The organism is Mycobacterium sp. SMC-11 (genome assembly GCF_046250095.1).
Classification (GTDB): Bacteria; Actinomycetota; Actinomycetes; order Mycobacteriales; family Mycobacteriaceae; genus Mycobacterium; species Mycobacterium heraklionense_A.
The window spans coordinates 4475731-4489534 of record NZ_CP176430.1 but is presented as its reverse complement, the minus strand read 5'-3'; the positions used below and the strand labels follow the sequence as shown (position 1 = coordinate 4489534).

General features: G+C 68.4%; 12 protein-coding genes and 2 tRNA genes. 7 read left to right on the top strand and 7 right to left on the bottom strand.

Translation table 11 applies throughout. From position 1 onward, the window contains the following. Positions 1 to 191 precede the first annotated feature (191 nt). Entirely contained in the window at positions 192 to 1337 is a 1146-nt protein-coding gene (gene gjpA / locus ACKY0X_RS21315) for an outer membrane porin GjpA (protein ID WP_409427600.1), read from the top strand. A gap of 61 nt (positions 1338 to 1398) precedes the next feature. Further along, positions 1399 to 5979, top strand: coding sequence for a PGRS repeat-containing protein (locus ACKY0X_RS21310; RefSeq protein WP_409427599.1), 4581 nt, complete (start codon positions 1399 to 1401; stop codon positions 5977 to 5979). A gap of 133 nt (positions 5980 to 6112) precedes the next feature. Here the strand turns inward: ACKY0X_RS21310 and lipE are convergent, their stop codons facing one another. The 4 genes from lipE to ACKY0X_RS21290 are packed head-to-tail and all read right to left on the bottom strand — an operon-like array spanning position 6113 to position 9404. Then, the gene (gene lipE, locus ACKY0X_RS21305) at positions 6113 to 7354 is read right to left on the bottom strand and encodes a lipase LipE (protein ID WP_409427598.1); all 1242 of its coding nucleotides are present in this window, start codon (positions 7352 to 7354) and stop codon (positions 6113 to 6115) included. Between the two features lie 33 nt (positions 7355 to 7387). Next, positions 7388 to 8260, bottom strand: coding sequence for an acyl-CoA thioesterase (locus tag ACKY0X_RS21300; protein WP_409427597.1), 873 nt, complete (start codon positions 8258 to 8260; stop codon positions 7388 to 7390). After that, on the bottom strand, positions 8257 to 8580 hold the full coding sequence (locus tag ACKY0X_RS21295) for a DMT family transporter (protein WP_409427596.1): 324 nt from the start codon (positions 8578 to 8580) through the stop codon (positions 8257 to 8259). The genes ACKY0X_RS21300 and ACKY0X_RS21295 overlap by 4 nt, the downstream gene beginning before the upstream one ends. Then, positions 8580 to 9404, bottom strand: a complete 825-nt coding sequence (locus ACKY0X_RS21290) for a crotonase/enoyl-CoA hydratase family protein (protein WP_409427595.1) — start codon at positions 9402 to 9404, stop codon at positions 8580 to 8582. Before ACKY0X_RS21290 ends, ACKY0X_RS21295 begins: the two co-directional genes overlap by 1 nt. A 23-nt stretch (positions 9405 to 9427) precedes the next feature. Here ACKY0X_RS21290 and ACKY0X_RS21285 point away from each other — a divergent pair, with 23 nt between their 5' ends. Both ACKY0X_RS21285 and ACKY0X_RS21280 read left to right on the top strand, forming a co-directional pair. Beyond that, positions 9428 to 10003, top strand: a complete 576-nt coding sequence (locus tag ACKY0X_RS21285) for a TIGR03086 family metal-binding protein (protein ID WP_409427594.1) — start codon at positions 9428 to 9430, stop codon at positions 10001 to 10003. 56 nt (positions 10004 to 10059) lie between these two features. Next, complete coding sequence (locus ACKY0X_RS21280; protein ID WP_409427593.1) at positions 10060 to 11046, top strand: TerC/Alx family metal homeostasis membrane protein; 987 nt, start codon at positions 10060 to 10062, stop codon at positions 11044 to 11046. Between the two features lie 9 nt (positions 11047 to 11055). Here ACKY0X_RS21280 and ACKY0X_RS21275 read toward each other — a convergent pair whose 3' ends face one another. Genes ACKY0X_RS21275 through ACKY0X_RS21265 form a run of 3 tightly spaced genes read right to left on the bottom strand, consistent with a single transcriptional unit; the run spans position 11056 to position 13011 of the window. Beyond that, on the bottom strand, positions 11056 to 11526 hold the full coding sequence (locus ACKY0X_RS21275) for a DUF4334 domain-containing protein (RefSeq protein WP_409429731.1): 471 nt from the start codon (positions 11524 to 11526) through the stop codon (positions 11056 to 11058). A gap of 13 nt (positions 11527 to 11539) precedes the next feature. After that, positions 11540 to 11953, bottom strand: a complete 414-nt coding sequence (locus tag ACKY0X_RS21270) for an SRPBCC family protein (protein ID WP_409427592.1) — start codon at positions 11951 to 11953, stop codon at positions 11540 to 11542. 11 nt (positions 11954 to 11964) lie between these two features. Then, entirely contained in the window at positions 11965 to 13011 is a 1047-nt protein-coding gene (locus ACKY0X_RS21265) for a pyridoxal phosphate-dependent aminotransferase (protein WP_409427591.1), read from the bottom strand. Between the two features lie 98 nt (positions 13012 to 13109). Between ACKY0X_RS21265 and ACKY0X_RS21260 the strand changes: the two genes are divergently transcribed. The 3 genes from ACKY0X_RS21260 (at position 13110) to ACKY0X_RS21250 (ending at position 13792) form a co-directional block, all read left to right on the top strand. Beyond that, positions 13110 to 13198: transfer RNA gene (locus ACKY0X_RS21260), tRNA-Ser, on the top strand. Between the two features lie 37 nt (positions 13199 to 13235). Next, a tRNA-Arg gene (locus tag ACKY0X_RS21255) sits at positions 13236 to 13308 on the top strand. Positions 13309 to 13414: 106 nt separating this feature from the next. Beyond that, positions 13415 to 13792 (top strand): BlaI/MecI/CopY family transcriptional regulator, encoded by a 378-nt coding sequence (locus tag ACKY0X_RS21250; RefSeq protein ID WP_409427590.1) that lies wholly within the window; start codon positions 13415 to 13417, stop codon positions 13790 to 13792. The last annotated feature ends 12 nt before the right edge of the window (positions 13793 to 13804 follow it).

The following is a 13804-nucleotide window of genomic DNA, read 5'->3' as shown; positions in this document are numbered from 1 at the left end:
CCATTTGGCGGGTGATTTTAGTTTGCTGGCGGCAGATGTAAACGCTTGTACCTGGGCATTTGTTGACCGATCAGATTGCGGGCACCGTATCGGGATGGTTCCTTTGCGGGGAGGCCCTTTCTGACTGCTGATTTTCAGGTCTCCCTCAGTTAAGTTCCGTGTGCTGAGTCACATGACCTGAAGGAGCTCCCTTGCACGCCATTCTTCGCCCCTACGCAACGGCCGGTGTCGTCATCGCCGGGACCGGCCTGATCGCCGCCACGCCGGTTGTGGCGCCGGCGCCTATGGCCCACACGGTCATTGACGTCGCGCTCACTGCCGGCGGCGGGCTGCCCAGTCTCGCCGATCCGTGGATTGACGTGTACAACACCGCGGCCAGCAACGCGACGACTCTGCTCAACAACTTTCTGCTGGCTCCCGGGGTGGCCTTTCAGCAGATGTACGCGAACTGGATGGGCTACATCCAGGATTTCCTGGACGACCCGAGTAGTAGCACTCTTGCTGCCATTAACGCGGAGCTCCAGCAGAACTGGATAGCGGTGCGTGATGGGTGGTCGCTGCCGTTGGATGTCGCCGGCACGACATCGACCATCGTTACCAACCACACCATGGATGGGACCATCACGACAGGCCATAGCGTGCTGTACAACCAGGTTCCGGGGTACCTGCCGCCCGGCACCGACGTAGACATGGTCAACTCGATTCTGAATTGGATGATCTCGCCGGCTTCCGCGGTCCTTATGGGCTCGATTGGCCCGGGCATCAGCCCGTGGATCGCCATGATGAACAGCATCGGCGAAGGTGACAGCTTCAACGAGATCATCGCCAGCATGTGGAACGGCTTCCTCAACGGCGCCACCCTCCACCTGGACTCTTTGCTGCCTGCCATCAACGACGCGGGCTTCCTCCCGGCGGGAATGAGTCTGGATCGCTTGGATTTCGCCTTCGGTGGACTGCTCAGCACCGGCGAGGTGAAGATGACCACCTACCAGGTGCTGGGCCCAAACAGCGAAGTGTTGCAATCGGTTCCCGTGGTCGGCGGCTCGCTGTTCAACGCCCTGGGTCTGGAAATGGTCGGTGTCCCGTCGCTGGGGAAGATCGACGTTGAGGGCCACGGGATCGGTCCGATCGCTGCCTGGGAGACGTGGAGTCAGACCGTCGGTGCGCTACTGGGCTCCGGCTGGACCGGTAAGAACGCCGTCACCGTGACACCGCCGTGGTTCGGTGTCGAATTCCCGACTATCCCAGACAACTTCCTTGATGACGGCGGCGCGAGCGCACAGGCCACTGACGTGTTCAGCGGGCTGGACGACCTGCTTTCCGGTCTCTTCAGCTGATCCGCCACTCAATAAACCCTAACTACCCCAAGGCTTTACATCTGATGAAAGGTGTTCCTCAATGAGTCGTCGTCACAGCAGCAACCGGCGTCGCGGCCAACAGGCTGGCCAGTCGCGCCGCAAGCGGGTGATCGGTGCCAGTGGTGCGGCCACTGCTTTCTTGGCGTTCGGGATGACGCCGCTGGCGGGCCTCCCGTCCGCCCAGGCCGACGATGGTCTGGACTGGCTGTTGGACCTGTTCGACCCCGCGGCGTCGGCGGCTGACCCGCTGCCCGCTGCCGGCGGCTTCTTCGACCTGTCCACGATCATCGACCAGTGGTTCTACGAGCCCATCCACTTCGGTGTGGAGGCCTGGATCAACAGCGATCTCGGTGAGTTGGTCAACGGCTGGATCAACGAATCTTCTGGCCTGTTCTTGATCGGTGATGGTGCCGACGGAACCGCCCTCGACCCCAACGGTGGTGATGGCGGACTGTGGTTCGGAGACGGTGGCGCCGGCTGGAACAGCGATGACGGAGCGCTGGCTGGCGGTAACGGTGGTACCGCAGGCTGGTTCGGCAACGGTGGTGCGGGCGGCGATGGCTTCGAGGGCAGTGCCGGTGGCAACGGTGGCGTCGGCGGGTCGTTCATGGGTATCGGCGGTGACGGTGGCGCCGGTGGACTCGGTGTCGGCCAAGGCGCCGGTGGTGGCATCGGCGGTGCCGGTGGCGACGCAGTCGGCTGGTTCTTCGGCACCGGCGGCAACGGCGGCGCGGGCGGAGACGGCACCGCCGGTGCCAACGGCAGCTACGCCAACGGTGGTAACGGTGTCGGTGGTAACGGCGGCAGCGGCGGCGGCGGTGGTATCGGCGGCCGAAGCGGCTACTTGTTCGGCAATGGTGGCAATGGTGGCGACGGTGGTAAGGCCGGCGCCGCTGGGACCTCCGCTGACGGCGTCAGCGATGGCATTGCCGCGCACCTCAACGGTGCCGCCGGTGCCAACGGTGGCAATGGTGGTGCCGCAGGTGCAGCGGGCATCAAGTTCGACGGCTCCTATGGAAGCGCCGGCCAGGATGGGACAGCCGGTGCGGCTGGCGATGGAAGTGACGGCGGCGACGCCTATAAGGACCCAATTACCGGTGCCTACCTTGGCAACGGTGGTGCCGGTGGCAATGGCGGTTTCGGCGGGGCCGGCGTGCACGGCGCGGCCGGCGGCGCAGCCGGAGACGGCGGTGCCGGAAGCACCGGCGGTAACGGCGGCAATGGCGGTGGCGGCGGCGCCGCGCTCAAAGACAGTGGCGGCGTCGGAGGCGATGGTCGTGATGGTGGCGCCGGCGGATTCGGCGCGCTCAAGGGCGGCAATGGCGGAACCGGTGGCGCCGGTGGTTCCTCCGGCGGCACCCTTGCCAGTGCCACTGGCGGTATTGGCGGCAAGGGCGGTGCCGGTGGCGCCGGTGGTGACGCCGCCACCGATGACAACACCGTCAAGACCACCGGCGGCAACGGCGGCACCGGTGGTGCCGGTGGTGCCGGTGGTTACCTGCCTGCCCTCACTGGGACTCCCAGGGACGGCACCGGTGGTGCCGGTGGTGACGGTGGAGCGGCCGGCACTGGCACCTACGTCGGCGGTAACGGCGGTAGTGGCGGCGCCGGCGGCCAGGGCGGTGGTGGCTGGGCGAGCCTTGGCGGTGACGGCGGCCGTGGTGCTGACGGCGCTGCCAGCACCGGCTGGAAGGCCCTCGACGGCACCATCTTCAGCAAGGGCGGTGACGGCGGCAACGGCGGGGTCGGCGGCAAAGTCGCCTCCAACGGCACGGCTGGGGCCGGCGGTGAGGGCGGCGACGGCGCGGACGGCGCGACTGGCGCCAACGTCATCAGCACCGGCGGTAACGGCGGTAACGGTGGGGCGGGGGGCGCTACCTCGCCGAGCATCGGGGTCGCCGGTGGCTTCGGCAATGACGGCGGTGACGGCGGCAACGGCGGCAACGGCACCGCCTCCGGCGGCAACGGCGGTAACGGCGGCATCGGCAGCACCGCGCAGGTGCAAGGCGGTAACGGCGGCAGTGGCGGCAACGGCGGCAACAGCGCCGGCGCCACCAGCCCCAGCAACCCCTTCGGCGCCAGCCGGGCCGGCAATGGCGGAGCCGGCGGTTCCGGCGGAGGCGCCACCGGTGGATCTTCCGGTTTCCCGGCCGGCGCGGGTGGTAACGGTGGTGACGGTGGTAACGGTGGTACCGGCGCCGGCGCGGTCAACGGTGGCACCGGCGGTGCCGGCGGCAACGGGGCTGGCGGTACCACCGGCAGCGATGCCGGCAATGGCGGTAACGGTGGTGCGGCGACGGGCACCGGCAATGGCGGTAACGCCGGCAGTGGCGGCATGGGCGGCACCGCAAATGTCGCCGGAACTGCCGGAGTACCGCACCCGCGCGCGGCCGGTGGTGACGGTTATGCCGGCGGCGACGGCGGGGCCGGCGGCAAGGGCGGTGTTGGCGGCGCCGCGGTCACCGGTAACGGCGGCCTGGGCGGTAACGGCGGCGTCGGTGGCACCGGTGCTAACGGCGGCAAGGGCGGCCTAGGTGGCGTCGACGCCAACGGAAACGGCCTCAAGGGTGGTAACGGCGGCACCGGTGGCAATGGCGGCGCCGGCGGTGACGGTGGCGCCGGTGGTGTCAGCACCGGTGGCACCAGTGGAGCCGCCGGTAGCGATGCCCTGGATGGCAACGGCGGCGCCGGTGGTGTCGGTGGGGCCGGTGGTGTCGGAACCACCGGGGTCTCCGGTGATGGCGGTAACGGTGGTACCGGTGGAACCTCCGGCACTGGCAACGGCGGTGTCGGTGGCGTCGGTGGCGCCGGTGGCGCCGGCCATGCGGGTGCGGTTGGCAGCAGCACCGTGGCGGGAACCGCTGGCGGTGATGGCGGCAACGGCGGTAGAGGCGGTGTCGGCGGTGCCTCCACTTCCGGCAGCTACGGCAACGCCGGGGCAGGCGGTGCGGGTGGTGTCGGCGGCGTTGGTGGTGTCACCGTGGCAGGCAACGGCCTGAACGGCGGCAATGGTGGTACCGGTGGCGCCGGTGGTTCTGGCAGCAACGGTGGTGTCGACGGAAACGGCGGCGCCGGCGGTAACGGCGGAATCGGTGGTGTCGGAGTAAACGGCGGGACCTCCGGTGGTGGTGGCAACGGTGGTGTCGGTGCTGCGGGTGCGATCGGCAGTAGCACGGTTGCGGGAACCGCTGGCGGTGATGGCGGCAACGGCGGCAAGGGCGGCGTCGGCGGTGCGTCCACTGCCGGCACCTACGGCAAGGCCGGCGACGGAGGCTCCGGTGGGGCTGGTGGTGTCGGCGGCGTCAGCGCCGCAGGTAACGGCCTGAACGGCGGCAATGGTGGTACCGGTGGCGCCGGTGGTTCTGGCAGCAACGGTGGTGTCGACGGTAACGGTGGCGCCGGTGGTGCCGGCGGAACCGGGGGCACCGCAACCGCCGGGACCTCCGGTAATGGCGGCAACGGTGGCACCGGTGGTACCTCCGGCACCGGCAACGGTGGCACCGGCGGCTCCGGTGGTTCAGGCGGACAAGGAATCCTTGGCGGAGCTGCCGGTGACGGCGGCACCGCTGGTAACGGTGGCGCCTCAGTCAGTGGCAGCGCCGGTAACGGCGGCACCGGTGGCACCGGTGGATTCGGCTACAACGGCAACGGCACGACAAACGCCGGCGGTGATGGCGGTAGCGGCGGTAAGGGTGGCAGCGGAGGCCTCTCCGACACCGGTGTCAATGGCAAGGCCGGCGTTGGTGGTCAGGGTGGTTCTGGCGGTATCGGCGGCATCGATGCCATCGGAAACGGCCTGCGCGGTGGCAACGGTGGCACCGGTGGTGCCGGTGGCGCCGGCGTCGCCGGTGGTCTCGACGGCAACGGCGGCAACGGCGGTGCCGGCGGTTCCGGTGGTTCCGGAACCAACGGGGCTTCCGGCGACGGTGGCAACGGTGGTGCCGGTGGTACCTCCGGCAGCGGTAACGGTGGCACCGGTGGTGTCGGTGGCGCTGGCGGAGCCAGCCGCATCCCACCGGTTGGCGGCTCTGCAGGCACGGGCGGCAACGGCGGTGTCGGTGGCACCGGTGGCGCCTCGATCAGTGGCAACGGTGGTATCGGCGGTAACGGCGGTGCCGGTGGCCTCGGCAGAGCGGGGACTGCGGGAACCGCTGGAACGACCACGCCCGGCCTCAGCGGAACCAACGGCGGGAACGGCGGTAACGGCGGTGCCGCGGGTAACGGTGGCACCTCCGAGACCGGCACCGGTGGCAAGGGCGGCACCGGTGGCGCAGGTGGCGCCGGTGGGGTCGGCGGCACCGGTGGCAAGGGCGGCGTCAACGCCGGCGTCGGCCAGGCCGGCGGTGCTGGCGGTAACGGCGGCAACAGCGGTACCGGTGGCAAGGGCGGTGCAGGCGGTGACAGCACCAGCGGCACCGATGGCGCCAACGGTAACGGCGGTGCGGGCCCGGCCGGTGGCAAGGGCGGCAACGGCGGTAACGGCGGAAGCCCCGGCGGTACCGGTGGCACCCGCGGGACCGGCGGCGCTGGCGGTACCGGTGGTGCGGCTGGTGGACCCGGCGCGATCCCCGGCACCAGCGGTGCAACCGGCGCCAACGGCAACAACGGCACGCCCGGCTAAACGCCGACAGATCGCGTATCGCGGCCGTCGGGTCCCTCACCGGACTCGGCGGCCGCGGTCGCGTTTCAGGCCAATTCGTTCACTCTGCGTCCACGGCGCAGTGCACTCGCACTTTCCCGCCTTGAGCGCAGAGTCAACGCCAAGAGATAGGGATCTCCGCGGCGATGGTGTTCATCAGCGCGGTGTAGCGCTTGGCCTCCGGGTCCTGGCCGGGCTTGCCGCTGGAGATCAACCCGGCCGACAGCCCCCGCTCGGGGTCGGTCCAAATAGCACAGTTGACCAGGCCAAGATGCCCGAACGCGGCCGGCGCATTCCGGCCGAACGGCCCGAACCGCTTGGACCCCAGCATGTAACCGGTGCCCCAACGCAGCGGCGCCAACCCGGTGGCGACATCGGGCCGCAGCCGGCGGCACTGCGCCGTCGCCCCACGCAAGGTCTCCGGCGACAGTACCCGCACTCCGTCGAGTTCGCCTCCGCGGCGCCAGATCTCGGCGAACCGCGACAGCTCGAACGCGGTGGAGATGGTGTTCGACGACGGCACCACCGTGGTCAGGAAGAACGGGCTGTTGGTGACCGGGATGATCTCGTACACCGACCCGCCGATCGCCTTGCGGAAAACCGCGACCGCCGCGCCGGTCGGCTGCTTGCCGGTGGCATGGCTGGGTGCCACCAGCGGAATATCTTGTGGGGCAACGCCATAGTTGGTCCACCGGAAGCCCAACGGGTCCAGGATCTCGGTGGCCAGCACGTCGCGGATGTCTTTGCCGGTGGCTGCCCGCACGATCTCCCGCGTCAGCGGCCCCCAGGTCAGGGCGTGGTACATGTGCATCAGCCCGGGCGGGTACACCAAGCGCAGATTGGCCAGCTGTGCCTGGGCGTACTCCGGGTCGTCGGCGCGATTGAGGTCGGGCTTGGGCCCGGTGGCGAACGGCACTCCGGCGCTGTGGGTCATCACGTGCCGAATGGTGGTGCGGTGCTTGCCGTGTCGGCCGTAGTCGGGCAGATAGTTGCTGACCCGATCATCGAGGGAGAAGGCGCCGCGCTCGGCCAGCATGTGCATCACGGTGCTGGTGATGGCCTTGGCGGTCGAGTACACACAGAACGGGGTGTCCACGCTCACCGGGACCAACTCGGCGTCCTCGGGATCTTCGGGGCCGTTGCCCCAGCCGTGCCCGATCGCCCGGTTGAGCACCACGCGGCCGTTGTGGCGCAGGCACAACTGGATGGCCGGGTGCAGGCCGGCGGAATACCAGTGCCGGGCGGCCCGCCAGATCCGGTCCACGGCCGCCGGGTCGATACCGGAGTGGTCCTCGTCGCCGATCGCGGTGACGACGTCGAGGTCGGCGGGGATACGGACGGTGCCGTCAGGAGTCATGCCCGCCAGGTTACGTGCGAGGCCCGGCGGGCCTCAGACGGCGCGGCCCCGGCCGAAATAGAGCTCCTGGGTCGCCAGGCAGACCAGCTGCCCCGCCCGGTTGTACATCGTCGAGGTCGTCAGGCCGCGCCCGGCGATGCCGCTGGGCGTGAACTGGTCCGACAACACCCAGTCCGAGAGGTCGACGGGGCGCTGGAACCACAGCGCATGGTCGATCAGCGCGTTGAAGGTGCTGGCCTGGTTGGTGCGCCGCATGGCCAGCGCGGCCTCCACCATGGTGGTGCCGGACAGGTAGGTCAGCAGGGCGCTGTGCATCGCGGGATCAGCGGGCACCGCCTCGGCGGGTTTCCACCACAACCGCAACCGCGGCGATGGCTCGGCACGCTCCATGGCGATCCGCGGCGGTGCGTCCACGTAGCGCAGGTCGAAGGGGTGCGGCTGGACCCAGTAGCCACCGAGTTCCTCGGCGTAGGCGGACAGTTGTTCCTGCGACGACGGCAGCGAATCCGGGTCGGGGACATCCGGTATCGGCTGCTGGTATTCCGGTGCGTCCACGGCGGTGGTGAACGACGACAGCACCTCGAGCAGGATCTGGCCGTCTTGGCGGGCGGTGACCTGGCGCGTCGACAGCGTGCCGCCGTCGCGGGCCACCTCCACGTGCAGGTCGACCGGGCGGCGGGCGTCCCCGGCCCGCAGGTAGTAGACGTGCACGCTGTGCGGCACCCGCCCCGGCGCGGTGCGGCTGGCGGCGATCAGCGCCTGGCCGGCGATATGTCCGCCGACGATGTGGTGGATCCGGTTGTCCAGCTGGGTGGCCACGAAGTGCTCGTCGTCGACGCGGTCGACGTCGAGGGTGGCGATGATGTCGGCCAGGGCCGGCTGGCGGTGCGGCACGTCAACGCTCATGCGTGCGCCCCCATCTCCATCAGGTACACGCCCGCGCCGATCAGCACCACGCCACCGGCCATCACCGGGGTGAACGGATCGTCGAACAAGAACCGGGCCAGCACCGCCGTGGCCGCCACGCCGATGCCCGACCAGACCCCGTAGGCCACCCCGACCGGAATCCCGCGCTTGAGCACCAGCGCCAGCAACACGAACGACACCACATAGCCGACGGCCACCGGGATCGCCCACTGCCAGCGGGAGAAGCCGTCGGAGGCGCGCATCGACAGCGTGCCGGCGACCTCGAAACCGATCGCTCCCAGCAGCAGCAGCCAGGCCATCACTCGCCGGTGAACTCGGGCTTGCGTTTGCCCATGATGGCGCCGATACCCTCCATCAGGTCTTTGGACGCCAAGAACGCCGAGTTCCACGCCGCGACATAGCGCAGGCTGGCCGCCACCCGGTCGGTGCGCTGCTCGTCCAGAACGTCTTTGACCCCGGCCACGGTCAGCGGCGGGTTGGCGGCGATCTCGGTCGCGGTGGCGTGTGCGGCGGCCAGGCAGGCCTCGGCGTCGGCATAGACGTCGTTGACCAGGCCGATCTTCTCGGCCCGGGCGGCGTCGATGTCCTTGCCGGTCAGCGCGAGTTCACGCAGGTGACCGTCGGACAGGATCAGCGGAAGCCGGGCCAGGCTGCCCACATCGGCGACGATGGCCAGCTTGACCTCGCGCACGCTGAACTTGGCGTCGGCCGCGGCGTAGCGGATGTCGACCGCCGAGATCAGGTCGACCCCGCCGCCGATGCACCAGCCCTGGATCGCGGCGATGGTCGGGGTGCGGCAGTCGGCCACCGCGGTGATCGCACCCTGCATACGCTGCAGCTCGCGATGGAAGTCCGCCCGCGGCCGGGCCAGCGCACCCTCGGCCAGCATCGGTGTCATGGTGCCGCCCATCGCGGCCAGATCCAGCCCGTAGCTGAAGTTCTTGCCGGAGCCGGTCAGCACGATCGCCCGCACGTCGCGGTCGGCGTCCAACGCGGCGAAGACCCCCGGAAGCTCCGCCCAGAACGCCGGGCCCATCGCATTGCCCTTGCCCGGCCCGATCAGCGTGACCTGGGCAACGTGGTCTTTGATCTCGACGGTGAGGGATTCATAGGTCTCGGCCATACTCCAGACCGTAGCGTGGAACCATGGCCTCCGATCTGCGACCCGGTCCCGACGCACCCCCTGCCGACGAGCTGGCCGGCGCCGAAGCCGCCCTCGCGGTGTTGGAGCAGGTGCTGCACCACATCAGCAGCGACGAATTGACCAAGCCGACGCCGTGCTCGGAATTCGACGTCGCGCAGCTGACCGAGCATCTGCTGAACTCCATCCGCGTCCTGGGTGGCGCGGCCGGCGCTGTGTTTGCCGACAGCGACACCGCCGAGTCGCCGGAACGGCAGGTCATCGCCGCGGCCCGGCCCGCTTTGGACGCCTGGCACGGCCGTGGCCTGCAGGGCACCGTCGCGATCGGCCCCAACGAGTTGCCTGCCACGATGGTGGTGGGCATTTTGTCGCTCGAGTTCCTGGTGCACGCGTGGGACTACGCGACGGCGACGGGCCGCACGGTGCAGGTGGCCGAACCGCTGGCCGAGTACGTGTTGAGCCTGGCGCACGCGATCATCACACCGGCGGGCCGGGTGCGAGCTGGGTTCGATGACCCGGTCGACGTCCCCGATTCGGCGTCTAGCCTGCAGAAGCTGATCGCCTTTACCGGACGGTCATAGCCTCGCAACCTGCTGTCCAGTCCAGCGTCGTTCAAGGTGCCTAGCGTTGGTAGGACATGGACATTGCCGGATGGTTATGGGCATTGACGATCGTCGGCCTACTAGGGCTCCTGGCGTTCGACTTCTTCATGCATGTCCGCAAGGCGCACATTCCGACGTTGAGGGAATCCGCGCTCTGGTCCGCCGGCTACGTCGGTGTCGCCGTGCTCTTCGGGGTTGGCGTGTTTGTCTTCGGTGGAGCTGATCCGGGCTCGGAGTACTTCGCCGGCTACGTCACGGAGAAGGCGCTTTCGGTCGACAACCTGTTCGTATTCCTGGTCATCATGGCCAGCTTCCGAGTGCCGCGCGCCGACCAGCAGAAGGTCCTGCTGTTCGGGATTGTCATGGCGTTGGCCGCCCGCACCGGCTTCATCTTGCTCGGCGCCGCGCTGATCAACCGTTTCTCCTGGGTTTTCTACTTCTTCGGCCTGCTCCTGCTGCTGGCGGCGGGCAACATGCTCAGGTCGGGCAGCGCAGAGGAGGCCCACCGAGCTCCCGATGTCATCGTCGGGCTGGTGAAGAAGGTGGTGCCCACCACCGAGCGCTATGTCGGCGACCGACTGTTGACCCGCATCGACGGGCGCTGGGCGATCACCCCGATGGTGTTGGTGATGCTGGCGATCGCCGGCACCGATGTGCTCTTCGCGCTCGACTCGATCCCGGCGATCTTCGGCCTGACCCAGAACAGCTACCTCGTGTTCACCGCGACGGCTTTCTCCCTGCTGGGCCTGCGGCAGCTCTACTTCCTGATCGACCAACTGCTCGACCGGCTGGTGTACCTGTCCTACGGATTGGCGCTGATCCTCGGGTTCATCGGCGTGAAGCTGATCATGCACGCGATGCACGAACAGGGCGCCGGCGGCATCGAGATCGGCACCGGACCGTCGCTGCTGGTGATCGTCGGTGTGCTCACGGGCACCGTCATCGCCTCGCTGCGCCACCGCCGGAAAGCACCGGACACAACCCGGAGCGACACCGATCCCGGACTGGTGCTACGCCGCTGATCGCGGCGACTACACCCGCTCGAGATAGAAGTAGAAGTACCGCCCGTTATCCAACACTCCTGCTTTGCCGTTCATGATGCCCAGCACGGTGTTGTCGTCGACCCGCTTGAAGTGGTCATGGGTGGGCTGACCGTCATAGACCATGGTCGCCACCACCTCGCCGCGGAACTCCTCGGCCCACAGGCTCGCCTCGCCCTTACCGAGCTTGACGTTGGAGAACTTGTTGCCGTCTTCGTCCAGGCACACCAGCGGCTGCACGTCGGTGAGCGAGTTGAACGTCTTGCCGAACCAGCGGACCTTTTCCAACAGGCCGTTCATCTTGTGGCCGGTGACGAATTCCCCGCCGCGCCACTCGCCGATCATCTGCTCGACGGTGGCCGGCGGCAGCGCCGCCCAGAATTCGTCGATCTCGGCGTCGGGGATCTGTTCGGTGCGCTCCTTGAGCGCATTGAACGTCTTGCGGGCCAGCTCGTCATTCATGGCGGTCATCGTCTCAGGCGGCCTTGTTCACGGCCCGCTTGAGGCCGAACAGCAGGCCCTGCGCCAGCACCGCGGCGACCCCGGGCAGGCGGTTGTCGGCGCTGACGGTGTAGCTGATCTCGGTGCCGGATCCGGTCGGCCGCAGGGCCACGTTGCCGACGTAGTTGCGGAACGGGATGCCCGAGACACCGCGGTAGCTCAGCCGCTGATCCGGCTCGAACGCGATGATCTCCTCCACCAGCGGCGCCATGCCCGGCACCGCCTGGATGCGACGCTGGGCGCCGACGCCGTTGGGCTCGGGTGTGCCGGGCCGGATCACGGTGATCTTCAGCCCGGGGGCCCAGCTGGACATGCCTTCGTAGTCGGAGAGCACCGCCCACACCTGAGCCGCGGATGCGGTGACGGTGGCAGTCGCGGTCGCGTGCATAAAGTTCCTCCTCAGCGGTACGTCTGTGCGAACCGTAACAGCGCGTCGTTCTCCTCCGGCGCGCCGATGGTCACCCGGACTCCGTCTTGCCCGTAGGGGCGGACGACGAGGCGGGCCGCCGCGGCAGCCGCTACGAAGTCGGCGGTGCGCTCGGCCAGGGGCAGCCATACGAAGTTGGACTGCGAATCCGGCAGCTCGAACCCGGCTTCACGCAGCGCTGCCGACACCCGGGCCCGTTCGGTGACCACCGCGTCGGTGCGTGCCATCAGCTCTTCGGCTGCGTCCAGCGAGGCGATCCCGGCGACCTGCGCCACGCTGGACACCGTGAACGGCACGTAGACCTTGCCCAGGGCGGTGATGATCTCCGGATCGCCGACCGCGTAGCCCAGTCGTAGACCGGCTAGCCCGTATGCCTTTGAAAACGTGCGCAGCACAACCACATTCGCGTGGCGCCGCACCAGTCCCAGGCTGTCGGGGAGCAGGCCGTCGCGGATGTACTCCACATAGGCCTCGTCGATGGCGATCAGGATGTGCGGTGGCACCGCGGCGACGAACCGCTCCAGCGCGTCGGGGTCGACGACGGTGGACGTCGGATTGTTCGGGTTGCAGACGAAGATCAGCCGGGTGCGCTCGGTGATGGCGGCCAGCATCGCGTCCAGGTCGTAGGTGTGCTCGCGCAGCGGCACCTGCACCGGAACGGCGCCGGCGGTGCGTACCTGCAGCGGGTAGATCTCGAAGCTGCGCCAGCCGAACACCACCTCGTCGCCGGCTCCGGCACTGATCTGGATGAGCTGCTGGCACAGGCTCACCGATCCGCAACCGGCCGCCACATGCTCCCGGCCGAACCCGACATGCTCGGCCAGTCGGGCGCGCAGCGCGGCGTAGCCGTTGTCCGGGTAGCGGTTGGTGGTGGCCAGGGCGGCTTCGACGGCTTTGGCCACGCTGGGTAGCGGCGGGAACACCGTCTCGTTGCTGGCGAGTTTGATCGATCCGGGGACCGTCTTGCCCTCGACGTAGGCTGGCAGCGCGGCGATCTCCGGGCGCAGTCGGGCGGTCACGGACCACAGCATATGTGTGTCGTTGGCGGTCTTGTTGCCCGCATCAACCCCGCGGTTTCAGAACTGGGGGAGTGATCCGGTACCCTCAACGAGTTCGAGGAGGCGTGCCAGAGCGGCCGAATGGGACTCACTGCTAATGAGTTGTCCCCTTTACGGGGGACCGGAGGTTCAAATCCTCTCGCCTCCGCAACGGCCGGGCTTGCTCGACCGACAACTGAAGACCGGCGCCCGTAGCTCAACGGATAGAGCATCTGACTACGGATCAGAAGGTTGGGGGTTCGAATCCCTTCGGGCGCACATTTTCATCGGTGACAGATTGCCCCGGCTACGGCCGGGGCTTTTCTGTTTTATGGGCGGGGCCACTCCGGGCCCCAAATCCCTCTAATTAGGTTAGCCTTACCTTGTGGCGGCGCGCATTGGGTTGGGTGATCTCGAACGCACGGTCATGGAGTGCCTGTGGTCGGCGTCGGGGGCGTTGACCGTCCGTGAGGTGCACGCGTCGGTGGCGGTTAAGCGAAACCTGGCTTACACCACGATCATGACTGTGCTGCAACGACTTGCGAAGAAGAACCTGGTGGTCCAGCGGCGTGACAATCGCGCCCACCGGTATGTACCGACGCAGGGCCGTGCCGAGTTGGTCGCCGAACTGATGTCGTATGCGCTCGATCAGGTGGCCGACTCCTGCGGGCGTGAGGCCGCGTTGGTTCACTTCGTCGAACGCGTCGGCGTCGACGAAGCCACCGCGCTACGACGAGCGTTGGCCGAACTCGACGGCGCCTGACGGATCGGTGCC